The organism is Streptomyces sp. NPDC031274 (assembly GCF_055570235.1).
On sequence record NZ_JBVIHP010000006.1, the window covers coordinates 1 to 24,686 of the forward strand.

Annotated in this window: 20 protein-coding genes and 2 pseudogenes; 14 read left to right on the forward strand and 8 right to left on the reverse strand. The window is 69.2% G+C overall.

All coding sequences use genetic code 11. The annotated features are described in order from the left end of the window. The 3 genes from ACZ5CR_RS11745 to glgB form a co-directional block, all read left to right on the forward strand. On the forward strand, positions 1 to 861 hold an 861-nt coding region (locus ACZ5CR_RS11745), incomplete at its 5' end, for an alpha-glucosidase C-terminal domain-containing protein (protein ID WP_468856234.1). Between the two features lie 118 nt (positions 862 to 979). Beyond that, positions 980 to 2,407: a maltokinase N-terminal cap-like domain-containing protein gene (locus tag ACZ5CR_RS11750; protein WP_468856236.1), complete on the forward strand. Its 1,428-nt coding sequence runs from the start codon at positions 980 to 982 to the stop codon at positions 2,405 to 2,407. A gap of 27 nt (positions 2,408 to 2,434) precedes the next feature. Then, a complete protein-coding gene (gene glgB, locus ACZ5CR_RS11755) occupies positions 2,435 to 4,774 on the forward strand; it encodes a 1,4-alpha-glucan branching enzyme (protein ID WP_468856239.1) in 2,340 nt (779 codons plus the stop codon). Here glgB and ACZ5CR_RS11760 read toward each other — a convergent pair. From ACZ5CR_RS11760 to ACZ5CR_RS11785, 6 genes and pseudogenes are all read right to left on the reverse strand, one after another. After that, complete coding sequence (locus ACZ5CR_RS11760; protein ID WP_468856242.1) at positions 4,731 to 6,995, reverse strand: HelD family protein; 2,265 nt, start codon at positions 6,993 to 6,995, stop codon at positions 4,731 to 4,733. The genes glgB and ACZ5CR_RS11760 overlap by 44 nt on opposite strands. Before the next feature lie 218 nt (positions 6,996 to 7,213). Continuing rightward, positions 7,214 to 7,552: a thioredoxin gene (gene trxA, locus ACZ5CR_RS11765; protein ID WP_468856881.1), complete on the reverse strand. Its 339-nt coding sequence runs from the start codon at positions 7,550 to 7,552 to the stop codon at positions 7,214 to 7,216. An 8-nt stretch (positions 7,553 to 7,560) separates the two neighbouring features. Next, positions 7,561 to 8,024: pseudogene (locus ACZ5CR_RS11770) on the reverse strand (MerR family transcriptional regulator). A gap of 109 nt (positions 8,025 to 8,133) precedes the next feature. Further along, complete coding sequence (locus ACZ5CR_RS11775) at positions 8,134 to 9,015, reverse strand: SGNH/GDSL hydrolase family protein (protein ID WP_468856245.1); 882 nt, start codon at positions 9,013 to 9,015, stop codon at positions 8,134 to 8,136. 320 nt (positions 9,016 to 9,335) lie between these two features. After that, positions 9,336 to 9,887 (reverse strand): DUF1707 SHOCT-like domain-containing protein, encoded by a 552-nt coding sequence (locus ACZ5CR_RS11780; RefSeq protein ID WP_468856248.1) that lies wholly within the window; start codon positions 9,885 to 9,887, stop codon positions 9,336 to 9,338. A gap of 161 nt (positions 9,888 to 10,048) precedes the next feature. Next, positions 10,049 to 11,437, reverse strand: a complete 1,389-nt coding sequence (locus ACZ5CR_RS11785) for a cation:dicarboxylate symporter family transporter (protein ID WP_468856883.1) — start codon at positions 11,435 to 11,437, stop codon at positions 10,049 to 10,051. Between the two features lie 182 nt (positions 11,438 to 11,619). On the opposite strand from ACZ5CR_RS11785, the gene ACZ5CR_RS11790 reads away from it, so the two are divergent. The 6 genes from ACZ5CR_RS11790 to ACZ5CR_RS11815 all read left to right on the forward strand — a co-directional run bounded on the left by ACZ5CR_RS11790 (position 11,620) and on the right by ACZ5CR_RS11815 (position 20,061). Then, positions 11,620 to 13,455 carry a sensor histidine kinase gene (locus ACZ5CR_RS11790; protein WP_468856250.1) on the forward strand — a complete coding sequence of 612 codons (1,836 nt, stop codon included), beginning with the start codon at positions 11,620 to 11,622 and terminating at the stop codon, positions 13,453 to 13,455. Beyond that, positions 13,452 to 14,138: a response regulator gene (locus tag ACZ5CR_RS11795; protein WP_468856253.1), complete on the forward strand. Its 687-nt coding sequence runs from the start codon at positions 13,452 to 13,454 to the stop codon at positions 14,136 to 14,138. Before ACZ5CR_RS11790 ends, ACZ5CR_RS11795 begins: the two co-directional genes overlap by 4 nt. Before the next feature lie 210 nt (positions 14,139 to 14,348). Then, on the forward strand, positions 14,349 to 15,710 hold the full coding sequence (locus ACZ5CR_RS11800; RefSeq protein ID WP_468856255.1) for an extracellular solute-binding protein: 1,362 nt from the start codon (positions 14,349 to 14,351) through the stop codon (positions 15,708 to 15,710). A gap of 172 nt (positions 15,711 to 15,882) precedes the next feature. Further along, a complete protein-coding gene (locus ACZ5CR_RS11805) occupies positions 15,883 to 16,839 on the forward strand; it encodes a carbohydrate ABC transporter permease (RefSeq protein ID WP_468856258.1) in 957 nt (318 codons plus the stop codon). After that, positions 16,840 to 17,703, forward strand: coding sequence for a carbohydrate ABC transporter permease (locus tag ACZ5CR_RS11810; protein WP_468856259.1), 864 nt, complete (start codon positions 16,840 to 16,842; stop codon positions 17,701 to 17,703). A gap of 72 nt (positions 17,704 to 17,775) precedes the next feature. After that, complete coding sequence (locus ACZ5CR_RS11815) at positions 17,776 to 20,061, forward strand: protein kinase domain-containing protein (RefSeq protein WP_468856261.1); 2,286 nt, start codon at positions 17,776 to 17,778, stop codon at positions 20,059 to 20,061. Between the two features lie 24 nt (positions 20,062 to 20,085). Here the strand turns inward: ACZ5CR_RS11815 and ACZ5CR_RS11820 are convergent, their stop codons facing one another. Further along, a complete protein-coding gene (locus ACZ5CR_RS11820) occupies positions 20,086 to 20,580 on the reverse strand; it encodes an HIT family protein (RefSeq protein WP_468856263.1) in 495 nt (164 codons plus the stop codon). 85 nt (positions 20,581 to 20,665) lie between these two features. On the opposite strand from ACZ5CR_RS11820, the gene ACZ5CR_RS11825 reads away from it, so the two are divergent. From ACZ5CR_RS11825 to ACZ5CR_RS11845, 5 genes are all read left to right on the forward strand, one after another. After that, the gene (locus tag ACZ5CR_RS11825; RefSeq protein ID WP_468856265.1) at positions 20,666 to 21,151 is read left to right on the forward strand and encodes a hypothetical protein; all 486 of its coding nucleotides are present in this window, start codon (positions 20,666 to 20,668) and stop codon (positions 21,149 to 21,151) included. Between the two features lie 131 nt (positions 21,152 to 21,282). After that, positions 21,283 to 21,936 (forward strand): hypothetical protein, encoded by a 654-nt coding sequence (locus ACZ5CR_RS11830; protein WP_468856267.1) that lies wholly within the window; start codon positions 21,283 to 21,285, stop codon positions 21,934 to 21,936. Further along, positions 21,924 to 22,964: a hypothetical protein gene (locus ACZ5CR_RS11835; RefSeq protein ID WP_468856269.1), complete on the forward strand. Its 1,041-nt coding sequence runs from the start codon at positions 21,924 to 21,926 to the stop codon at positions 22,962 to 22,964. The genes ACZ5CR_RS11830 and ACZ5CR_RS11835 overlap by 13 nt, the downstream gene beginning before the upstream one ends. A 219-nt stretch (positions 22,965 to 23,183) precedes the next feature. Then, positions 23,184 to 23,807, forward strand: a complete 624-nt coding sequence (locus ACZ5CR_RS11840; RefSeq protein WP_468856886.1) for a helix-turn-helix domain-containing protein — start codon at positions 23,184 to 23,186, stop codon at positions 23,805 to 23,807. Positions 23,808 to 24,002: 195 nt separating this feature from the next. After that, complete coding sequence (locus ACZ5CR_RS11845) at positions 24,003 to 24,380, forward strand: nuclear transport factor 2 family protein (protein ID WP_468856272.1); 378 nt, start codon at positions 24,003 to 24,005, stop codon at positions 24,378 to 24,380. A gap of 108 nt (positions 24,381 to 24,488) precedes the next feature. On the opposite strand, the pseudogene ACZ5CR_RS11850 reads toward ACZ5CR_RS11845, so the two are convergent. Beyond that, a pseudogene (locus ACZ5CR_RS11850) lies at positions 24,489 to 24,629 on the reverse strand (IS630 family transposase); the annotation flags it as partial. Positions 24,630 to 24,686: the final 57 nt, after the last annotated feature.

A 24,686-nucleotide genomic window follows, 5' to 3' on the forward strand; every position in this document is an offset into this window, starting at 1 on the left:
GAATGCCACATGGCCTTCCACTTCCCCGTCATGCCCCGCATCTTCATGGCCGTACGCCGCGAATCCCGCTACCCCGTCTCCGAAATCCTCGCCAAAACCCCCGCCATCCCCGCCGGCTGCCAATGGGGCATCTTCCTGCGCAACCACGACGAACTCACCCTCGAAATGGTCACCGACGAAGAACGCGACTACATGTACGCGGAATACGCCAAAGACCCCCGCATGCGCGCCAACATCGGCATCCGCCGCCGCCTCGCCCCCCTCCTGGACAACGACCGCAACCAGATCGAACTCTTCACCGCACTCCTGCTCTCCCTGCCCGGATCACCGATCCTCTACTACGGCGACGAAATCGGCATGGGCGACAACATCTGGCTCGGCGACCGCGACGCCGTCCGCACCCCCATGCAATGGACCCCCGACCGCAACGCCGGCTTCTCCTCCTGCGACCCCGGACGCCTCTACCTCCCCACGATCATGGACCCCGTCTACGGCTACCAGGTCACCAACGTCGAAGCCTCCATGTCATCGCCCTCCTCCCTCCTGCACTGGACCCGCAGGATGATCGAGATCCGCAAACAGAACCCCGCCTTCGGCCTCGGCTCCTACACCGAACTCCCCTCCTCCAACCCGGCCGTCATCGCGTTCCTGCGCGAGTACAAAGACGACCTCGTCCTGTGCGTCCACAACTTCTCGCGCTTCGCCCAGCCCACCGAACTCGACCTCCAGACCTTCAACGGCCGCCACCCGGTCGAGCTGATCGGCGGGGTGCGCTTCCCGGCCATCGGCGAGCTGCCCTACCTGCTGACCCTGGCCGGACATGGCTTCTACTGGTTCCGACTGCGCAAGGATCCGGCGTAGGCTCCACCCCTGCTACTCCTGCGCGGGGCGGTTTCCACCGCCCCGCCCTGGGAACTCTCCCGCACGACCGGCACTCCCGCACTCACCCCTGTCCGCACCGCGGAAAGGACGCGACGCCATGTCGGAAGCCGTCACCCGCCCGGGCATCACCGCGGACGCGCTGCTCGCCTCGCTCGATCCGCTGCTGCGCGCGTGGCTGCCACGACAGCGATGGTTCGCGGGCAAAGGCCGCCCCATCACCGACTTCACGCTGATCTCAGCGACCGAACTCCTGCCGCCCACATCAGAGTTGGGCCTCCTGCACCTGCTCATTCAGGTACGCCAGCCACAGGTACCGGGGCAGGTCGGCGGCGAGCCCCCGCTGCTCGCCGACTGCTACCAACTCCTCCTCGGCGTACGGCGCGAACTGCCGCCACGGCTCGCTCCCGCGCTCATCGGGCATGTGGCACAGGGGCCGCTCGCCGGATTCACGGTCTACGAAGCGCTGCACGACGCACGCATGTCCGGGTTCCTGTTGGAGGCGCTGCGGATGCAGGCGCGCGTCGGCAAACTGCGCTTCGAGCGCGACCCGCGCAAGAACATAGGCGAAGACCTCGCACCGCGGGTTCTGGCCACCGAGCAGTCCAACTCCTCGCTCGTGTACGGGGACACGTTCATCCTGAAGCTGTTCCGCCGCATCGTGCCCGGAGTCAATCCCGACCTGGAGCTGCCCCTGATGCTGGCCCGCGAGCGGTGTACGCAGGTACCGGCCCCCGCCGCCTGGTTCCTGGCGGACGTCGGGGACGAGGCGAACGTCCTCGGTGTGCTCCAGCCCTACTTGAAGGGCACGGCCGACGGCTGGGAGCTCGCCCTGCGGGAGCTCGCGGCCGACCGGGACTTCAGCGGTGAGGCGAGAGCGCTCGGCCGCGCGACGGCCGAGGTGCATCTGGCACTCGCCCGCGCGCTGCCCACCGTCACCCTCGGCCGTGCCCAGGTGGAGTTGATCGCCGGGGGCATGGCCGACCGTCTCGACGCGGCGGCCAAGGCGGTGCCCGCCCTCCTTCCGTACGCCCCCGCCCTGCACACGACCTTCGAGGCGCTCGCCGACCTGGGGCGGGGAGAGGCGACCTGGACGGCCCAGCGCATCCACGGGGATCTGCACCTGGGGCAGTGCCTGCGCTCGCCCGCCGGGGAGTGGTCGCTCATCGACTTCGAGGGTGAGCCCTCACGCTCGCTGTCCGAGCGCAGGATGCCGCAGCCGGCGGTGCGGGACGTGGCGGGCATGCTGCGTTCCTTCGACTACGCGGCGCGCTCGCACGAACCCTGGGCGCCCAAGTGGGCGGGCGACTGCCGGGCGGCGTACTGCACGGGGTACGCGGAGGTCTCCGGCCGTGATCCGCGTACGGACCCGGTCCTGCTGCGTGCCTACGAGACGGACAAGGCGGTCTACGAAGTCCTCTACGAGGCCCGCCACCGCCCCGACTGGCTCCCTGTACCCCTCTCCGCGATCAAGCGGCTCGCCACGAACGGCCCCGCCACCAACGGGCCGGCGCCCGATACCCACTGACCCACCATCTCCGAGGAGACGCCTCCTGTGACCCCCCGCCCGCAGCCGCGCAAACCGTCCGCCGAGGCCAGCAAGAAGGGCAGGCGAAAGCCGGAGCCCGCCGGACGGACGCCGGAGGCGCCCCGCCAGACCCGGCAGAAGCAGGGGAAGACCGGCAGCCCCACGTCTCCCGTCCCCCCGGCCGACCGTGCCCGCCTCCTCGCGGGCACGCACCACGACCCGCACGGAGTGCTCGGCGCCCACGCCGTCCCCGACGGCATCGCCTTCCGCGCACTGCGGCCGTACGCGCGCTCCGTCACCGTCGTCGCCAAGGATCTGCGGGCCGAGCTGAAGCACGACGGGGACGGGTTCTTCTCCGGGGTGGTTCCGCTGCGGGAGATCCCCGAGGACTACCGGCTGCACGTCGCGTACGAGGAGGCCGAACTGGAGATCCACGACGCGTACCGGTTCCTGCCCTCGCTCGGCGAGTTCGACCTGCATCTGATCGGCGAGGGCCGGCACGAGCAGCTGTGGAAGGCGCTCGGGTCGCGCCCGATGGTGCACGAGGGGGCGACAGGGACGCGTTTCACGGTGTGGGCGCCCAACGCCCAAGGTGTGCGCGTGGTGGGGAACTTCAACTTCTGGGACGGCACCGGGTTCCCGATGCGCTCGCTCGGCGGCAGCGGCGTATGGGAGCTGTTCGTCCCGTCGGTCGGCGAGGGCGAGCTCTACAAGTACGAGATCACCCGGCCCGACGGCTCGAAGACGCTGCGCGCCGACCCGCTGGCCCGCCGCACGGAGACACCGCCCGCGAACTCCTCGATCGTGCACGAGTCGCACCACGACTGGCATGACGCTCAGTGGCTCGAGCGCAGAGCGGAGGTGCCCGTCCACCAGGCGCCGCTCTCCGTGTACGAGGTGCATCTGGCGTCCTGGCGACCGGGCCTGACGTACCGCCAGCTGGCCGAGCAACTGCCCGCCTATGTGGCCGACCTGGGGTTCACGCACGTCGAGCTGATGCCCGTCGCCGAGCACCCCTTCGGTGGCTCCTGGGGCTATCAGGTCACCGGTTTCTACGCGCCGACGGCCCGCCTCGGCACGCCCGACGACTTCAAGTTCCTCGTGGACGCGCTGCACAGAGCGGGCATCGGCGTCCTGATGGACTGGGTGCCCGCGCACTTCCCGCGCGACGACTGGGCGCTCGCGGAGTTCGACGGGCGCACGCTGTACGAGCACGAGGATCCGGGCCGTGCCGCGCACCCCGACTGGGGCACCCTGGAGTTCGACTACGGCCGCAAGGAGGTGCGCAACTTCCTTGTAGCGAACGCCACTTACTGGTGCGAGGAGTTCCACATCGACGGTCTGCGCGTCGATGCCGTCGCCTCGATGCTCTACCTCGACTACTCGCGCGAGGACGGCGAGTGGTCCCCGAACGTGCACGGTGGCCGCGAGAACCTCGACGCCGTCGCCTTCCTCCAGGAGATGAACGCCACCGTCTACCGCCGCGCCCCCGGCGTCGTCACGATCGCCGAGGAGTCCACGGCCTGGGACGGCGTGACCCGTGCGACGCACCTCGAAGGCCCGGGAGGCTTCGGAGGGCTCGGTTTCGGCCTGAAGTGGAACATGGGGTGGATGCACGACTCGCTCGACTACGTGTCGAAGGAGCCCGTGCACCGCAAGTTCCACCACAACGAGATGACGTTCTCGATGGTGTACGCGTACAGCGAGAACTACGTCCTGCCGATCTCGCACGACGAGGTCGTGCACGGCAAGCGGTCCCTGGTGTCGAAGATGCCCGGCGACTGGTGGCAGCAGCGCGCCAACCACCGCGCCTACCTGGGCTTCATGTGGGCCCACCCCGGCAAGCAGCTCATCTTCATGGGCCAGGAGTTCGCCCAGGGCGCCGAGTGGGCGGAGGGGCACGGCCCGGACTGGTGGCTGCTCGACCCCGCGTACGGGGCCGAGGCCGACCACAGAGGCGTACGCGATCTCGTGCGCGACCTGAACACCGTCTACCGCCGCGAGCCGTCGCTGTGGCAGCGCGACACGGACCCCGGCGGCTTCGCCTGGGTCGACGGCGACGCGGCGGAGGACAACGTCTTCGCGTTCCTGCGCTACGCCACCGAGGCCCCCGACGGCACGGGCGGCGCACCGCTCCTCGCCATCTCGCACTTCTCACCGGTGGTGCGGCACGAGTACCGCCTGGGCGTCCCCGGTGAGTTCACCGCATGGCGCGAGGTCCTGAACACGGACGCGGCCCGCTACGGCGGCGGCGACGTCACCAACCCGGACCCGATCAAGACCGAACCGGTGGCGTCGCACGGCCGCCCCGCGTCCCTGCGCCTCACCCTGCCGCCGCTGGCCACGGTGTGGCTTCGACCTGCTTGAGCGCCACCGGAAGATCCTGCGCGTGCAGGATGCCGAGCCGCTGCGTGGCCCGGGTCAGGGCCACGTAGAGGTCGCTCGTGCCGTAGCGGCCCGGCTCCACGACCAGGACCGTGTCGAACTCCAGGCCCTTCGCCTGACGCGGGTCGATCAGCACGACCGGCCGCGTCAGGTCCGGGGCCTCCCCGGCCGTCACACCGGGGAGCTTGGGGGCGAGCTCCTCATGCAGCTCGCGCGGGGCGATCACCGCGAGGCGGCCATCGTCCCGTGTCTCGGCCGCCACCGTGTCGGCCACGGCCGCGGCGAGGTCATCGGTGCGGTGCGCCCAGGGGAACACGCCCGTGGACCGCACCGAGCTCGGCGGCCGGAAGTCGGGGTGCTCGACGCGGGGCACCTCGGCGGCGACGTCCATGATCTCCACCGGCGTGCGGTAGTTGACGCCGAGCCGTGTGTACTCCCAGCGGTCCTCGACGTACGGGGAGAGGATCGTCTCCCAGGTGCCGCAGCCGCCGGCCTCCGCCGTCTGCGCGGGGTCGCCGACCAGCGTCATCGAACGCGTCGGACAGCGCCGCATGAGCAGCCGCCAGGCCATGGCGGAGAGTTCCTGCGCCTCGTCCACGATGATGTGCCCGAACGCCCAGGTCCGGTCCGCCGCCGCGCGCTCGGCGGCACTGCGGTGGTCGGCCTCCTCCTGGCGCTCGGCCATGCGCTCGGCGTCGATGATGTCGTGCGCGAGCAGGACCTCTGATTCCTCGTCGTCCTTGTCCTCGAACTCGTACGTACGTGAGGCGTACGAGACGTCGAGGACGCCCTGCGCGTAGGCGATCTGCTTGGCCCGCTCGGCCTCCGCCATCGCCTTAGCCGCGCTGTCGTCGCTGCCGAGCAGCTCGGCGGCCTCGTCGAGCAGCGGGACGTCGGAGGCCGTCCAGTCACCCCCGCGCGGACGCCGGATGAGCTCGGCGTCCTCGTCCGGCAGATGCGTCGGCTCTTCCAGGAAGTCCGCCAGGAAGCCCTGAGGGGTGAGCTGCGGCCACAACTCCTCGATGGCCGCGTGCACTTCGGGGCTCGCGGCGATCGCCTTGCCGAGCTGGGCGATGTCGTCGGGGCCGAGGAAGTTCGGGCCGCCGTACGGGTCGGCGCCGAGCCGCTCGGCCAGTTGCTCGGTGAGCATGTCGATGACGCGGAAGGCGAAGTGCGGTCGGCCGAGGTTGTGCGGGACGTCCGCCTCACGGGCGGCCTCGCGCGCTTCCTGCGCGATCGTCCAGTCCAGGACGAGGTCGCCGTCGTCGTGCTCGATGATCAGCGGGGCGCCGGGCTCGGGGGTCTGCTGCCGGTCGCGCAGGGCGGCGGCGAGCACGTCCGCCATCTCGGCGCGCCCCTTCAGCTCCGCGGCCTCGGGGGTGTCGGTGCCGGTGGCGCTGACGCCGGGGAACAGCTCGCCGACGGTCGAGAGGAGGACGCCCGTCTCACCGAGCGCGGGCAGGACCTCGCTGATGTAGCCGAGGAAGGCGGGGTTCGGGCCGACGATCAGGACCGCGCGCTTGGCGAGCAGCTGGCGGTGGGCGTAGAGGAGGAACGCGGCGCGGTGCAGCGCCACGACGGTCTTGCCGGTGCCGGGGCCGCCCTCGACGACGAGGACGCCCTGGTGCGGGGCGCGGATGATGCGGTCCTGCTCGGCCTGGATGGTCTGCACGATGTCGTGCATGCGCCCGGTGCGGGCCGAGTCGAGCGCGGCGAGGAGCACCTCGTCGGCGTCCGCGCCCTCGTGCCCGGTGCGGGTGGTGTCGCCGAGATCGAGGATCTCGTCGTGCAGGGCCGTGACGTCGCGGCCCTCTGTGGTGATGTGCCTGCGCCTGCGGAGCCCCATCGGCGTATGGCCGGTCGCGAGATAGAAGGGGCGTGCGACATCGGCACGCCAATCGATCACGAGTGGGGTGCGTTCGATGTCGGACGCACGGATTCCGATACGCCCGATGTGGTGATCACGGCCGTCGCGGAATTCGAGCCTGCCGAAGCAGAGCCCGTTCTCGCCCGCGTCGAAGGCGGCCAGCAGTCCGGACCGCTCGGCCACCAGGACGTCACGCTCAAGCCTGGCCTGCAGACCGTTGCCGACCTGCGACAACGATGCCCGCACGGCGGCCTGCGCCTCCTCGCGCAGCGCGTCGAGGCGCGCGTACAGCCCGGAGACGAATTGCTGCTCTTCCCGCAATTCCTCGGTTGACAATTCAGCCCCTCGCCAGTTACAGTGCTCGTATACAGATTCTCGCGATTCCGCCCTGCCCTAATGGGTCGGGAGTCGCGAAAGGATCTAATATACGCGAAGAAATGCCCCGGACGTCAATTCGTCCGGGGCATTTCTCTTTCTGCCCGCGTGTGACCGTGTGTGGCGGAACGCCTCTGTGGGAGCGCCTCTGTCAGAGCACCCCTGTCAGAGCGTCTCCGTCAGAGCACATCGGCCTCGGCGAGCTCGGCGAGCAGCTTGCGCTTGGGGCGCGCGCCGACCATGGACTTCACCGGCTCACCGCCCCGGAACACCAGCAGGGACGGCACGGAGAGAATGTTGTACGCGATCGCGGTCCGCGGACTGTGGTCCACGTCCACCTGCACGATCTTCAGCCGGTCCGCCTCCTCGCGCGCGATCTCGCCGAGCACCGGCGCGAGCTGGCGGCACGGGCCGCACCACTCCGCTCCGAACTCCACGAGCACCGGCCGTTCCGCCTTGAGCACCTCCCCCTCGAAGTCCGCGTCCGTCACCTCGGCCACACCGTCCGCCTTGACCATCGACATGCTTACGCTCCCTCTCCCTGAGCCCGTCGGTTCGTCAGCCCGTCAGCCGTCAGCTCGCACTGCGGGTCCGGGCCTCCCGGAACCGCCGCCTCGGCGCGCACGAGCTGCGCACCCACCTGTTCGCGCACCGCGCTCAACTCGCCGATCAGCGAGTCGAGTTCACTGAGTTTGCGGCGGTAGACGTCGAGTGACGCGGGGCAGGAGTCGCCCGCCGGATGCCCCGACCGCAGGCACTCCACGAACGGCCGCGTCTCCTCCAGATCGAACCCGAAGTCCTGCAAGGTCCTGATCTGCTCGAGGAGGCGTACGTCGTCCTCGTCGTAGGTGCGGTATCCTCCCCCAAGCTCTTAAGGAGCAGGGGGGACCCCCCTCCACTGCGACGAGCGGGCAGCAGCCCCCGTGACTCGTAGTACCGAAGGGTCCGCGTGGTGGTGCCGGCCCGCTCCGCAAGTTCGCCGATGCGCATGCGTACGACGGTAATCCTTGACGCAGGCGTCAAGGCCAGCGCAACGGGCGTCCTCCAGCATGCGCGGGGTGGCGAGCCTCGCGTGACGGGCCTCGCGTGGCGGGTCCTGTCAGCCCAGCTTCAGCACGCCGATGGCCTGGTCGGCCATCCCGGACTCGCCGAGGGCGTTCGGGTGGACCGGGACGAAGTTCGTACCGAACAGCACGGGCTCGATCCAGCGGGTGCCCAGCGGCTTGCAGGCGTCGTGGCCCTCCGACGCGGCGGCCATGTCGACGTACGTGGCACCCGTCTCGGACGCGGCGCGCTGCACGGCCTTGTTCAAGTGCGTCTGGAGGTCCCGCAGATAGGGGACGTCCCCCGTGGCGATCGGCATCTTGGCGAAGCACGTGGGGTCGGCCTCGGCCGGGACGATCCACGGGTAGCCGAGGACGCCGACGCGCGCGTGCGGGGCCTTGGCCTTCACCGCTCGCAGGGCGGTCTTCAGCGCCGGGTACGTACTGGCGTCGATCTCCTTGGTGAACTTGTCCCCGTTGGCGTCCTTGCAGGGGCTGCCCTTGCCGCCGGAGAGCACGCCGGCGCTGCCGCAGGCGAGGATCGCGCTGATGAAGGTGCTGTTGTCGTTGCCGCCGATGGTCAGCGTCACGAGATCGGTGTCGGCGGTGACGGCGTCGAGCTGCGGGGCGACACCGGGGTACTGCGACCCGGCGAAGTCCTTGGTCTGGGCCCCGCCGCAGGTCACGTCCTTGAGCTTGGCGCCGGTGCGCTTGGCCACGACGTGCGGGTAGTTGGCCGTCGAGCGCGCACAGAGGAGCGGCGCGGTCAGGTCGAGGGGCAGGACGCCGGATCCGGCGCTGTAGCTGTCGCCGAGGGCGACGTAGTCGAGCGGGTCACTGCCGGTTGCCTGGGCGGGCGCGGCGGCCAGGCCGAGGGTGGCGGTCGCGACGGCGGCGAGGGCTGCCGCCAGACGCAGGGCACGGGTGCGGATCGCCATCTGGAGTCTCCTTTGAATCCGATGAGTCCGGTGAAATCCGGTGAACCCGGTGGGGGGCAGTCCCGGAGAGGAGCTAACAGGCCACGAGCGCCAACGGCCTTACTGTGGGGGTGTTTTGGGCAGGCTTCAGCGACTTTTGGCGGTTCTCAGTGGTACAACGCTGAAGTTACTGGCAGGTTTGAATAACAGTCAACAGTTTGCGCACGGGCCCACCTAGATGGCGGAATCCTCACCCAACGCACCCTCACCCAGCGCACGCCGCACCCGCCCGCAGAATGCCTCCACCACACCCGGCATCGGCAACGCGCCCTCGGCGAACGTCACCTGTCCGTGCCGGTGACTCGGCGTGCGTGGCGGATCTTCAGCTTTCCGAAGCCCATGGCCCCGGAGATCCTGATCGTCGGCCCGCCGGGTCGGGAGTGCCGTCCGGGCTTGTAGTCGAAATCCTTCCACCCGGTGTTCAGACCCTCGACGTCGACACTCGCGTCGCGAGGCACCGTGATCCTGGCCCTGCCGGTGCCGAGCTGCAACTCGATGTCGATCACCGGGTGTTCGAGGACCGCCCGGGACAGATCCAGGTTCACCCTTCCGAACGCGGACTCGACCTTGAGGTGCCGGGACACCCGCCAGGCGCCGCGCCGGTGGATCCGTCCTCCGGCCGCGGCGATCGTGGACGTGGTGCCCGCGTCCTGTGCGGGAAGCGAGTCCAGAGCCGACTCCAGCTCGCTGTGCGCCTCGGCGGTCAGCGCCCGGTGGAGGCGTTCGTCCATCTCCTCGTGCGCGATGTGCCCTTCGGCGTACGCCTCCTGCAGGCGCCGCACCGCTGCGTCGCGGACGCCCTCGCTGATCCGTGGCGACGGTTTTTCCGGCATGGAGGTCACCGTCTCACTCTAAGGCGAAGCGGTGTCGTACAAACCGAAAAGGCGGGCAGGTCCGGCGCGATCACGTTGCTGATCGCGGCGGACCTGCCCGCCTTACAGGCCACCCGGTCGGTGACCGACGACGCTGAGCCGTCAGGAGCCGTCAGGAGTAGTCAGGAAGCCGTCAGGGACTTCTTCTCGCTGCCCTCAGGCTGCGACGGGACCGCGTCCGCGCTGCCGGACGCGGGCTCGAGCTCGGACTCGCCGTCGTCGAGCAGCGTCTTCTCGTCGAACGGCAGCCGTCCCGCGAGGACGTCGTCGACCCGCTGCCGGTCGACCTCCTTGGTCCACGTACCGATCAGGAGCGTCGCCACCGCGTTGCCCGCGAAGTTGGTCAGGGCGCGGGCCTCGCTCATGAAGCGGTCGACGCCGATGATCAGGCCGACGCCATCCACCAGGCCCGGCTTGTGCGACTGCAGACCACTCGCGAGGACCGCGATGCCGGAACCGGAGACACCCGCCGCGCCCTTGGACGCGATCATCATGAACAGGAGCAGGGAGATCTGCTCGCCGACGCCGAGCGGCTGGTCCATCGCCTCGGCGATGAAGAGCGACGACATGGTCAGGTAGATCATCGTGCCGTCGAGGTTGAAGGAGTAGCCCGTCGGGACGGTGATGCCGACGACCGGGCGGCTGACGCCCAGGTGTTCCATCTTCGCGATGAGCCGCGGAAGCGCGGACTCGGACGAGGAGGTGGACAGGATGAGCAGGAACTCGCGGCCCAGGTATTTCAGGAGCTTGAAGAGGTTGACGCCGGTCACCAGGCGCAGCAGCGTGCCGAGCACGAGCACGATGAACAGGGCGCAGGTGACGTAGAACCCGATCATGATCGTGGCAAGGGCCTTCAGGGCGTCCACGCCGGTCTCGCCGACCACCGCCGCCATCGCGCCGAACGCGCCGACCGGGGCGGCCCACATGATCATGCCGAGCACGCGGAAGACCAGCCGCTGGATGTGCCCGATGCCCCGCAGGATCGGCTCCCCGGAGCGGCCCATGGCCTGCAGCGCGAAGCCCACGAGCAGCGCGACGAGCAGCGTCTGGAGCACCTCACCCTGGGTGAAGGCGGAGACGATCGTCTTCGGGATGATGCCGAGCGCGAAGTCGACGAGCCCCTTGTCCGCCTCCTCGGCGGCGTCGTGGCCCGCGCCCTTCTCGGAGTCGGAGATGTCCATGCCCGAGCCCGGGTGCAGGATGTTGCCGACGACCAGTCCGATGGCGAGCGCGACGGCCGACATCGCGACGAAGTAGCCGAGCGCCAGACCACCGACCTTGCCGACCTTGGCGGCCTTGCGGACCGAGCCGACGCCCAGGACGATCGTGCAGAAGATGATGGGCGAGATCATCATCTTGATCAGGTTCACGAAGCCGGTGCCGAGCGGCTTGAGCTCCTTGGCGAAGTCGGGGAAGAGCAGTCCGACACCGATACCGAAGACCACGGCGATGATGACTGCGATGTACAGGTAGTGGGTGCGGTCCCGCTTGGCTGCGGGCGCAGGTGCCACCTGGCTGTCGGTGGTGTCGGCCACGAGGGCCCTCCTTGAACGACTACGTCGGCGTTTTCGGCCAGTGCGTGCGGCTCACGTCCTGGGCAGGCGAATCTCGGGTGACTATCTCTCGCCCTGTGAGGGCGGTCACCCTTACGTTCATTTAGTTCGTACTTATAGAGCGAGGCAGACTGGGCACCATGTCCCTCGCCCGCCCGCCCCGGCCCCGCAGCCTCGCCGGTCAGCTCTTCGCGATGCAGATCGTGCTCGTCACCTTCGTGGTGGCCGGGTGCGCCCTGTTCACGTTCCTGAGCGACCGGCACCAGGCCGAGGAGGGCGCGCGCCGCCAGGCCACGGCGGCGGCGCGGGCGGTCGCGGACTCCCCTTCGGTACGTGAGGCCGTACGTGGCCGAAATCCGACGAAGACCCTCCAGCCGTACGCGACCGACGTGCTGCGGCACACCGGGGTCGACTTCGTCACGATCATGGACCCGGACGGCATCCGCTGGACGCACCCCGACAAGGACCAGATCGGCGAGCGCTTCCTCGGCCACCGGGCAGAGGCCCTGCGAGGCCGGACCTTCACCGAGACGTACACGGGGACGCTGGGCCCGTCCGTGCGCGTGGTCACCCCGATCCTGGCCGACGACGGCAGCGGCCGCATCACCGGTCTGGTCAGCGCGGGCATCACCATCGAGGTGATCAGCCAGACGGCGCGCGAACAGCTGCTCACCCTGCTCGGCGTCGCGGCGGGCGCGCTCGCGCTCGGCGGCCTCGGCACGTACGTCATCAACGCCCGCCTGCGCCGCCACACCCACGGCATGAACGCCGCCGAGCTGAGCCGCATGCACGACTACCACGAGGCGGCGCTGCACGCGGTGCGCGAGGGGCTCCTGATGCTGGACGGGCAGCGGCGCATCGCCCTCATCAACGACGGAGGGCGCGAGCTGCTCGGCGTATCGGGCGACCTGGTCGGCCGCAACGTCGCCGAGCTGGGCCTGCCGGCGCCGCTGACGGGCGCGCTGCTCGCGGCCGAGCCCCGGGTGGACGAGCTGCACCTGACGGCGGACCGGGTGGTCGTGGTCAACACATCCCCCGTGTCGAGCGGTGAGCGCCGCGGCACGGTGGTCACCCTGCGGGATCACACGGAGCTCCAGGCCCTCACCGGTGAGCTGGACTCGGAGCGTGGCTTCACCCGCGCCCTGCGCTCGCAGGCCCACGAGGCGGCGAACCGCCTCCACACGGTGGTCTCCCTCATCGAGCTGGGCCGCGCCGACGAGGCGGTGGACTTCGCCACCGCCGAGCTGGAGCTCGCCCAGACGCTGACGGACCAGGTGGTCGCGGCGGTGAGCGAGCCGGTCCTTGCGGCCCTGCTCCTGGGCAAGGCGGCCCAGGCGAACGAACACGGCGTGGAGCTCGTCGTCTCCCCCGACAGCAGCATCGACGACGGCATGCTGCCCGCCGACCTGCCCGCGCGCGACCTGGTGACGGTCCTCGGCAACCTGATCGACAACGCGGTGGACGCGGCCCAGGGCTCGCCCGCGGCCCGCGTGACGGTGACGGCACACGCGGACGAGGCGGGGCTGACGCTGCGGGTGTCGGACACGGGCTCCGGCGTCGACCCCGCCCACACGGAGGCGGTCTTCCAGCGCGGCTGGTCGACGAAGGCCACGGCGGGGCGCGGCCTCGGCCTGGCCCTGGTCCACCAGACGGTGACGAAGCATGAGGGGACACTGACCGTGCGGGATTCGCCGGAGGGAGGCGCCGAGTTCGAAGTCCGCCTGAACTCGGCCGCTCCTGTCGCGGGCAGGCGTTCCGGGCAACGGAACAGACGGGCGGAACCGTCGATGCCGGGTGCACCCCCCTCGACGCCGGGTGCACAACCCTCGACGCCGGGTGCACACCCGTCAATGACGGATGCACAATCCTCGGCACCGGGAGCACACCCCTCGATGCCAGGTGCACAACCCTCGACGCCGGGTGCCGATGACGAGGCGTCCAGTACACCGGACGCAGCAAACGGAGGCACCAAGTGACCGAGCCGATCCGGGTTCTGGTCGTCGAGGACGACCCTGTCGCGGCCGACGCCCACGTCCTCTACGTGAACCGCATCCCCGGCTTCCACGCCGTGGGCAAGGCGCACAGCGCCGCCGAGGCGAAACGCGCCCTGGACCGCACAGAGGTGGACCTGCTCCTCCTTGACCTCCACCTTCCCGACGGCCACGGCCTCCAACTGGCCCGCACCCTGCGGGCCGCGGGCCACCGCGCGGACGTCATCGCCGTCACGTCGGCCCGCGATCTCACGGTCGTACGCGAGGGAGTCTCCCTCGGCGTCGTCCAGTACGTACTGAAGCCCTTCACTTTCGCCACCCTCCGCGACCGCCTCACCCGCTATGCCGAGTTCCGCACCGCGGCGGGCGAGGCCACCGGCCAGGACGAGGTGGACCGCGCCCTGGCCACCCTGCGCGCGCCGAGCCCCGCCGCCCTGCCCAAAGGGCTCAGCGGCCCGACCCTGGAGAGGGTGACCCGCACCCTGCGCGACGCGCCCCCCGAGGGCGTCACCGCCGCGGTCGCCGCCGAGACCGTGGGCATCTCCCGTATCACCGCGCGCCGCTACCTGGAGCACCTGGTCACCACGGGTCGCGCGTCGCGCACGCCGCAGTACGGCCACGTGGGCCGCCCCGAGTACGTGTACCGCTGGCTCGCGTCGGCCACCTGACGCTTCAACTTCCCGCCCCTATAAGCCGATTAGCAGCCCGCAGACTCATGGGTAACGCCCGGACGCCGCCTCCAATAACAACGTTGTCACGTTGATGACAAGGGGCGTTGCACGGGCATTGACCTTGCTCCGAGCCCGCCCTTACGTTCACCGGGCAGCCCCGCGTTGCCCCCTGCGTGGTAACCCAGCCGCGTCGGCCAGTAGGAGGTCGTGCCCGTGCGTCCCACCACCCCGCTGCTCCTCGCCACCGCCCTGGTCGCCGCCGGCACGCTCACCGCGTGCGGCGGGGGCTCCGGCGATGATCCGGACACCGTGAAGATCTCCTTCAAGCAGTCCACGGACAACCAGATCAAGGTCATGGACACCTATCTGGCGGACATCAAGAAGCAGTTCGAGAAGGAGAACCCCGGCAAGAAGGTGAAGCTGGTGCCGATCAAGGCGCCGGACTCCGAGTACTACACCAAGCTGCAGCAGATGATGCGCTCCCCGAAGACCGCGCCCGACCTGGTCTACGAGGACACCTTCCTCATCAACTCGGACATCACCAGCGGCTACCTGAAGCCGCTCGATCCCTATCTGAACAAGTGGAAGGACTGGGACCAGTTCATCTCCACGTCCAAGACGGCGGCGAAGGCGGCGGACGGCAAGACGTACGGCGTCCCGGACGGCACCGACACGCGCGGCCTCTGGTTCAGCAAGGGCATCTTCAAGAAGGCCGGGCTGCCCGCGAACTGGCAGCCGAAGTCGTGGGACGACATCCTGCGGACGGCGCGGACCATCAAGAAGAAGGTCCCTGGCGTCACGCCCCTGAACGTCTACACGGGCAAGCCCGCCGGTGAGGCGGCCACCATGCAGGGCATGGAGATGCTCCTGTACGGCACGGGGCAGAACCCGATGTACGACCCCAAGTCCAAGAAGTGGGTCACCGGCAGCCAGGGTTTCAAGGACTCCCTGGAGTTCGTCGAGACGGTCTACAAGGAGAAGCTCGGCCCTGACGTCACCGACGCCCTCGACCCGAACTTCGCCACCCGGGTCCGCGGCGAACTCCTCCCCGAGGACAAGCTCGGCATCAACCTCGACGGCTCCTGGCTGCCGCAGGACTGGGGCAAGGGCGCGGGTCACGAGTGGCCCGAGTGGTCGAAGAAGCTGGGCCTGGCGCACATGCCGACCCAGGACGGCGAGGCCCCCGGCAAGGTGAGCATGTCCGGCGGCTGGACCTGGGCGATCCCGTCCAAGGCCTCCAACCCCGACCTGGCCTTCCGGTTCATCGAGACGATGCAGACCAAGGCCAACGCCCAGAAGTGGTACGTGGCGAACTCGGGCATCGCGGTCCGCAAGGACGTGGCGGCCGACCCCGCGTACCTCAAGGCGCAGCCCGGTCTGAAGTTCTTCACCGACCTGGTGCCCTCGACGAACTACCGCCCGGCGTACCCGGCGTACCCGAAGGTCTCCACCGCGGTGCAGGAGGCCATGGAGAAGGTCACGACGGGCGACGGCTCCGTGGCCGACGCGGCCAGCGGATACGACGACGAGGTCAAGGCGGCGGCGGACGGCAAGGTCGTCGAGAAGTAGCCGACGCCGGTACGTGGAGAGGTGCGTGCGGGCGGCTGTCCGCACGCACCGCCCGCGCGGACAGCCGTCCGTACGCAAGAGATCCGCATGCAAGAGATCCGCATGCGAAGGATCCGTACGCAAGGGATCCCCCGCCTGCGGATCCCTACGCAAGGGAAGTGAGTGTCCCGAGGTGACCACCGCACCCCCCGCCGGGCCCGGCGACATCGCCAAGATCGCACCGGATCCGGGCGCCCCGCGCCCCGCGCGGCCCCCGTCCCGCGGCAAGCTGACGGGCCGGGCCCTGACCCGCGCGCTGCCCGTGTCCCCCGCCGTCGTCCTGCTCCTCCTCTTCCTCGCGGGACCGATCGGCTACTGCGCCTACATCGCCTTCACCGACCTCCAGCTCACCGGCCAGGCGGAGTCGAGCTTCGTCGGGTTCGACAACTTCCGTAAGGCCTTCGGCGACGAGGCGTTCCTCAACGCGGTGTGGCTGACCCTGGTCTTCACGGTCGTCTCGTCCCTCATCGGGCAGAACACCATCGGCCTCGCGCTCGCGTCCCTGATGCAGCGGGCGTCGAAGCCGGTCCGCACGCTCACCGGCGCGATCGTGATCACGGCGTGGGTGCTGCCCGAGGTGGTGGCGGCCTTCCTCCTGTACGCGTTCTTCCGCCGCGAGGGCACGCTCAACGCGGTCCTCGACTTCCTTCATCTCCCGTCCCAGAACTGGATGTACACGCTGCCGATCCTGGCGGTGTCGTTCGCCAACGTATGGCGGGGGACGGCGTTCTCGATGCTGGTCTACTCGGCGGCCCTGAACGAGATCCCCAAGGAGATCACCGAGGCGGCCGAGGTGGACGGCGCGGGCGGCTGGCGCCGCATGTGGCACATCACGCTCCCGATGATCCGCCGCTCCATCGGCACGAACCTGATGCTGAACACCCTCCAGACCCTCTCCGTCTTCGGTCTGATCTGGGTGATGACGCGAGGCGGTCCGGGAAACCGCAGCCAGACCCTCCCCCTGTTCATGTACGAACAGGCCTTCCAGAAGAGCATGATCGGGTACGGCACCGCGGTGGCGCTTCTGCTCCTGGTCGTCGGCTCACTCTTCTCCCTCGTCTATATGCGCCTGCTCCGCACGGAGGTCTGAGTGTCCGCCAACACCGTCAAGTCACCTGCTCGGAGCCTCAGTTCGCGCCGCACCGGCCGCCGTATCGCGGCGGACGCGGGGCTCCTCGTGGTCGCGGCCTCGTTCGTACTCCCCCTGGCCTGGGTGATCCTGTCGTCGCTCGACACCAAGGCCGACCTCAAGGTGAAGATCCCCGACGGCATCACCCTGGACAACTACGACGCGGTCCTGACCCCCGAGATCACCTTCACGCCCCTCCTCAACAGCCTGCTCCTGTGCGGCGGCGGCACCCTCCTGACGGTGGTCTGCGCGGCGCTCGCCGCGTACCCGCTCTCCCGCTTCAAGTCCCGCCTGAACCGCCCCTTCATGCTGACGATCCTCTTCGCGACGAGCCTGCCGATCACCGCGATCATGGTCCCGGTGTACGCGCTGTTCGTCCAGGTCGACCTGATCGACACGATGCAGGGCACGATCTTCTTCTTCGCCGCGTCCCAACTGCCCTTCGCCATCTGGCTGATGAAGAACTTCATGGACGGGGTCCCCAAGGAGTTGGAGGAGGCGGCGTGGACGGACGGCGCGTCGTCGTTCCAGTCCCTGCTGCGGATCGTGCTCCCCCTGATGGGCCCGGGGGTCGCGGTGGTGACGGTCTTCTCCTTCGTGATGATGTGGGGCAACTTCTTCGTCCCGTTCATGCTCCTGCTCTCGCCGGAGCAGATGCCCGCGTCGGTGAGCATCAATGACTTCTTCGGCAACAAGGGCACGGTCGTCTACGGGCAGTTGGCGGCGTTCTCGATCATCTACTCGACGCCGGTGATCCTCCTGTACGTCCTCATCTCGCGCCGCCTGGGCGGCGGCTTCGCGTTGGGAGGCGCGGTGAAGGGATGACCTGCCGCCCTCCAGCCGCCGGACCCGCTGGCTAGGATCACCGGGTCTGCGGGAGGGGCTGAGGGAGGACACATGCGGGGGCGTTTGCTGAACGGCCGGTACGAGTTGCTCGAGCGCATCGGCGCGGGCGGCATGGGAGAGGTGTGGCGGGCGCGGGACGAGAGCCTGGGCCGCGAGGTCGCGGTCAAGCTCTTCATGCCGTCGGCGTCGGCGTCCGCGGAAGCGGGCGAGGGCGAGCAGAAGCAGTCGCTGGCCCGCTTCCGGCAGGAGGCCCGCGCGGCGGCATCGCTCGACAGTCCGCACATCGTGGCCGTCCACGATCACGGAACGGACGGCAGCACCCCGTATCTGGTGATGGCCCTGGTGCAGGGCCGCTCGCTCGACCAGGTGCTGCGCGAAAGTGTCCGCGTATCCGTGGCGGACGCCCTGCGCTGGGCGGCGGACGTCTGCCGCGCCCTGGGCACGGCGCACTCGGCGGGTGTCGTGCACCGCGACATCAAGCCCGGCAACGTGATGATCGCGCAGGACGGCACCGCGAAGGTCGTCGACTTCGGCATCGCGACATTCGTGGAGCGGGCCGCGGGCGACTCGCGCCTCACGCGGACCGGGCAACTGCCGTTCGGCAGCGTGCCGTATCTGGCGCCGGAGCGGTTCCGCCAGGAGCCGGGCGACGGACGCACCGACCTGTACGCGCTCGGCTGCGTACTCTACGAACTCCTGGTCGGCCACCCGCCGTTCACCGGCACCGCGGCCGGCGTCATGTACAACCACGTCAACGACGCACCGCTGCGGCCGTCGCGGGCGCGGCCTGAGGTGACGGCGCCGGTGGAGCGCCTGGTCCTGGACCTGCTCGCGAAGGATCCCGCCGACCGGCCCGCGGATGCGGCGACGGTGATCGAGCGGATCCTGGCGGTGGTCCCGGAGCGGGCTCCGCAAGGATCAACGACTGAATCCTCCGCATACGACCCCGCGTACGACCCCTCATACGACCCATCGGAACCAGACGGCCCGGACGCTCCGGACGCTCCGAACGCTCCGGACGCTCCGGACGACGTACAGGACTCCGTCCCCGCCGCCACCCCGGCCGAGGACGCCCGCCCTCAACCGCCCGCCGTCCGCAAGGACCCCGCACCCCCGTCCGCACCCGGGTCTCGCCGCCGCTCCCGCAAGCGCCTGCTGATCCCCGCCGCCCTCGTCCTGGCGGTCGGCATCCCGACGGGCCTGGGCATACGCGCCCTCGCCGCACCCGACACGGAGTCCACGTCCGGCGCGAAGGACACCCCGGCCGTCTACGAGATCGGCGTAGCCCACAGCTACACCCACGTCGGTGCCAAGCGCTCCGACGCCGACCCGGACGAGTACGAGAAGTCGGAGTACGAGCAGTTCACGACGCAGCAGCTGCGCACGGTCAAGTCCGCCTTCGCCGAGACGCTCGGCGCGAAGAGCGGCAGCCGCTTCCGTCTCGTCCCTGTGTCCGCCGACCCCGACACGACGTCGCGCGAGCTTCTCGCCGAGCGCCCGGACATGCTCGCCGTCATCGGTGACACCGTCGACTTCTCCTGGGTGCACGACACGGACGAGGCTTTCCTGCCCGAGATCAGTACGTGCTACGACGTCGCCCACGCCGGGGGCGCGTTCGCGATCCCGGCCGACGAGGCGCGACAGGGCGAGGCGATGGCCGAGTACCTCCTGACGCGGACCGAGGCGCGCCGGGTGCTCGTGGCCGAGGACAAGATCTGGGCCAACCGCGAGGACGGAATCGGTACCGGGCTGCGCAGAGGTGGCGTCACCGCCGAGGCACTGGACACCGATCCCCGCGAGGTGAAGGCGTCGCGGATCCCCGCTCTCGTCGCCGGGGCACGGGCGGATGCGGTCGTGGTGCCCACCGGGTCGGACGCCACCGCATGGGCCAAGAGGCTCAGGGCCGACGGCTTCACCGGCCCCGTACTGACTCAGAGCGATCCCAAGGGCGTCTGCGAGGACTCGGAGGAGCGGGCGACGGCGGAAAAGACGGACAAGAAGATCCCCGACGGCGTCGTGCGCACCCGCAGCTACTCGGGCGAGCCCGACGACAACCCCTCGGCACGCGGAAACCAGGAGCTGTACGACGGCGCCCTGGCCCTGGCCACCGCACTCAAAGAACTCCCCACCGACGCCTCGGCCACCTCGGCCACCTCACTCTGGCACACCTTGGACCGCGAGATCCAGAACGTCTCCGTCAACGGCGTCCTCGGCGAGGTCTCCTTCGAGAAGCGGCGTTCGGCGCGGAATCGCCCGGTGTGGTTCGACCGCCGCGAGGACGCCCAGTGGTCCGAAATCGGCAAGGTGAAAGGGAAGTTCACGCCCACAAAGCAGTAAGTACCGCGTACCGGCTGTCAGCCCCTAGGAGACGATGGCGTCCCGGATCCGCGCGGCGACGTCGGCCGCTTCGTCCGAGGGCACGTCCAGAACACCGTTCTCGCTCATCAGGACGTGGAACTGCTGCTCGGCGTAAGGGACTCCGGGCGGCAGGGCGGCGATGTGCCAGTGAAGGTGACTGTTCCCTTGCTGGCTCCCCAAGGAGTAGAGATAGGTCCGCTCGGAGTCGACGACGTGCTCGACGGCAAGAGCGACTCTCCGCACGAAGAGCATGAGCCGCACATAGGCGGCTTCGTCCAACTCCCGCACGGCGTGCTCGACATGACCCTTCGGGGCGACGAGGACCTTCCCGGGAAGGGTGGGCCACCGATCGAGAAAGGCGATGTGATCGTCGTCCTCGTGGATGGTGTGATGCGGGTAGCCGGGATCCCCGGCAAGGAACGCACAGACGAAACAGGGCCCGCTGCGCGCCTGCTCCGTATAGGCCTCAAGGTCCATGGCTTTCCGTACGGTGCCCATGCGCACTCCTCACTTCACTACTTCGCTGACCCTGACTCGCCTCCAGAAGGGCCAACACTTGCACGTGCACTTCCACCCACCGGGGGTGTTCCGGGACGCACCGCTGAGCGAGGCGGTGTGGGCGCAGCTTTCGGAACCGCTGCGGGTTGCCGTCGCCCGGTCGGACGCGGAACGCCTGGAGCTCGAGCGATCACGTGTGGCCCCACGCCTGCGCCCGAAAATCACGGCCCCGGTGTACTCGGTGGCCCACCGCGTCGCCTCCTGGGAACGGCTCGTACGGCGCCTGGAACCCGGCCGGGCACAAAGTGAACCTTGCTACTTCATCATCGAGTACGGCAACGACCTCGAATCCCGGGATTCCCTGGCCAAGGTGATGGCCACACTCCCGCCGGAGGCACGTGGAGGTCCCTTGGGGCAGCTCCTGGCGGCCCTCGACGCCCGCTTCGACGCGGCGACGGCCCCGGACCCGGAAGGCTCGCTGCGCCCCTGGGTGCATCTACCGACGCGGCTGCCCGATGCGGACCTCGGCACGTGGTGGAAGCGCAAACCGCTGCGCGAACCCTGGGAGTGAATCGTTGCCCGGATTCACCGGGATAGGCACCTGACGCCCCAATGATCGTCAGATATCTCTCTGGTGCCACCGATCAGCGCCCACTAGCGTACTTAGCTCGCGCTAACTCTCACCCCCACCAGGAGCCGACAGTGAACCGCCCTCTCCGCCTAGCGACGTCCGCGCTCGCCGTATCCGCGGCTCTGCTGCTCTCCTCCTGCGGCAGCAGTGACGACGAGTCCAAGGACGGCGACAAGATCGCCGGAGCGGATAAGGGGAGCGGGGGGAAGTCACCTTCGCCCAGCGCGTCGGCCCAAGAGGACGCCGAGCGTCCGAAGATCGACCTGCCTTCAGACCTGAAGTACACCTTCGACTGGCCGAAGACGGGCAAGAAGGCCGATGACGCGATCTTGGCCGACAGTGAGCAGTCCATCCAGGCGGTTGACATGGCAATCGCCGAACAGGACCCGATGAACAAGGCGTACCGCTTCTACTACGAAGGGGAAGCTGCCGCTCAGACACAGAAGTTCATCAAGGCTTATGTCGACGCGAAGGCGCGCACCACCGGCGCCTACCGCTACTACAACCCGGAGATCTCGGGTGATGGCCACTCCGCGTCCCTCATGTACTGCGAGGACCAGAGCAAGGCCTACGACAAGTACCTCAAGAAGGACAAGGTCAACAAGACTCCCGCAACGAAGAACAGCTATGTCCTCTATGCCACCAAGCTGGAGAGGAACGAAGCGGGCGTCTGGGTCACCACGCAGATGAACTCGACTCGGGGGAGTGCCAAATGCCAGCCGTAAGAAGTCGCTTGAAAGTCCTTACCGTCACCGCCCTCGGCTGCGTGGTCCTTACAGCCGTTCCGGCGGCGGCTGACAATGAGATCGGTGGCGGAGCCCAGGATCCGGGGTCCGACAGCCATGCCTCCGGCAACGCCAAGGACGACGGAACCGTCTCGGCCGCTGCCTCCGGCATCGTCTACGACCGCTCCAAGAACGGCACCGGAGCCAAGACCGGCCCCGTGGCCCCCGCCACGAACTGGACCCCGCCCGCCTGCTGGTACGCCCCCAAGTACTCCCCCGCTCAGTTCAAGAAGCACGTCGAGCCGATCTGGCAGGCTGAATCGACCGGCTACCAGTGGGACTTGGAGCAAAAGAAGCGGTACGTGGACGGTGAGCCCTACAAGGACTTCAACCTGGACAAGGCCGGCAAGGGCTACTGGTGGACGTCCTTCTCCAACGACAGCTACCCGCCCGGCTGGGACGCCTGCAACAAGCCCACCTTCTGGGTAGACAAGGGCGACCCGCCCCCGGCCGACATCCCCGAAGCGATCACACCGGAGATGCTCGCCAAACTCGCGTACGCCGAAGTCCGCGTACCCGGCACCAAGGTGACCCTCGCCCCCGAGGGCGAGACGAAGGTCAACCTGCCGACCTGGGCCTGGCTGGACGGTGCGGAGTTCAAGCCGGTGTCGGTGACGGCCACCGTCCCCATCCTCGACATCCACGCGACCACCACCGCCGAGCCGATCTCCCTCAAGATCGACCCGGGCGCGAAGGATGCCGAGACCTACCCCGCCTCCGGGGTCTGCCCGATCGAGAACGGCAAGATCGGCGAACCGTACGCCAAGGGCAAGTCCGACCAGGACCCGCCCTGCGGCGTGAAGTACCTCCGCTCGTCAGGCGACGACTCGTACCCGCTCAAGGCAACGGTCACGTGGAAGATTCACTGGACCGGCACCGGAGTGGACGCACCGCAAGAGCTCCCCGACGGAGAGTTTGGCGCGGATCAGGACGTGGTGGTCCAGGAGATCCAGTCCATCAACCGATAGCCGACGGGGGCGCAACCGGACGCGCTGCTGGGCGGACACCGCTCCCCCAGCCCGCCCCCCGTAGCTTCGTACCAATCCGCAACCTCGTAGGAACGCACCGTAGTCGCCAGCCCCCCACCCCCATACCGTGTGCCCGTGCAACCCAGCCAACCGCCGCCGCACCAGCCCACACCCCCGTTCAACTTCCCCGCCGCCCGTCGCCTCCGTGAGGCCCTCGGGATGGCGCACGGGCATGTCGCCTACGGGATGCGGGCGAGCTACGGGCTCGCCCACATCACCCCCGAGACCATCTCCGCCTGGGAACGTGGGCTCGCCTCGCCCACCTCCGCCGAGCTCACCGCCCTCGCGGGGACCTTGTGGTGCTCTCCCGGTGAACTCATGGGCGCCGCCACGACATTGCGCGAACACCGGCTTGCGCGCGGACTTGCCCCGGAAGATGTCGCGCGGGGCTCCGGCGTCGAGATCCAGGCCTATCTGCACATGGAGGAGACCAACACCTGGCGCGGCAACGAGCGGCAGTCCGCCGCACTCGCCGAGGTGTTGCAGCTCCCCCTGCCCGACTTCATCGCCGTCACGGGGCGCGCCGACGAGCTCGCCGGTCTGCTGCGCAGCGCCGTGACCACCCGCTGGCAGGGGTACGTCCGGCCCGTCAGCAAGATGCTGCCCGTACGGAAGCGGCATCTGGAGGACGTGTTGCAGCAACTGCACGCCGACTACCAGTCGCGGATGGTCCGGACGCTCAGTTGGGGCGGCGGGGCCGGGGCCGATGCCTCGGGGAGTGCGGGGCGGGATTTCCTGGACAAGATCCTTGAGCACTTCTGGGCGCTGGTCCGGGGGGCCTGAGCACTTCTGGGCGCAAGTCCGGGGGGCCTGAGCACTTTTGGGCGCAGGTCCGGGGGAGGCGGCCAAGGGGTGAGACCCGGCCGTCCGCCGCCCAGTCCGACTCGCCCCTAGTGTTGTGACCGGGATGGTTCACCGTGATCGGATGACGGCTTACGGGACGAGCGCGTTCCGCGAAACGACTGGTATTACTGGTGCATGCAGGAAGAAACCGCGCGGTCCGCGATCGACACGTTCATCTCCGCGTTCAACGCCTCGGACGACAGCTATGTGACTGCGCTCCTCTCCCAGGCCCTGACCTCGGACGTGGTCTTCTGGGGGCCGTTGGGCCGCAGCGAAGGGATCGAGGCGGTCGAGCGGTTCGTGCTGGACATCCGGCGCCACCCGGCGGGGACCGGCACGATGGTGCGCTGCTCAGCGGTGGACATGCCTGACGAGTGGGCCCGGTACCAGTGGGTCTTCACCACGCCGGCTGGAGGCCCCCGTCTGGCGGGAACGGACGTCGTCCATCTGCGGCGGAGCCTCATCGACCAGGTCATCGTCTTCGCGGGGGAGATCGACCCGTCCGCCTCCTGAGTCATCCTTCTCCTGAACCGGCCGCCCCGTTCGGCCCTCCGGGGCTGCGGCTCGCGCTTCTTCCTGGCCCAGCCGAAGCCCGCCGTGCGCCGCATCCCGAGCGGGCCGAACTCGGTTCCCGCCGGCCGAGGCGAGCAGCGTCATCGCGCGCCGGTAGCGCACCGAGTTGGTGCTGCCCCGGCGCACGATCTGCTGTAACCGCTGCCCTTCCTGATCAGTTAGCCGGCGGACTCGAACGGGCTCTGCCATCCCGCCTCCACCCGTCGGACGGCCTGTCAGCTCACATCCAACGGGCCCGCCATCCAA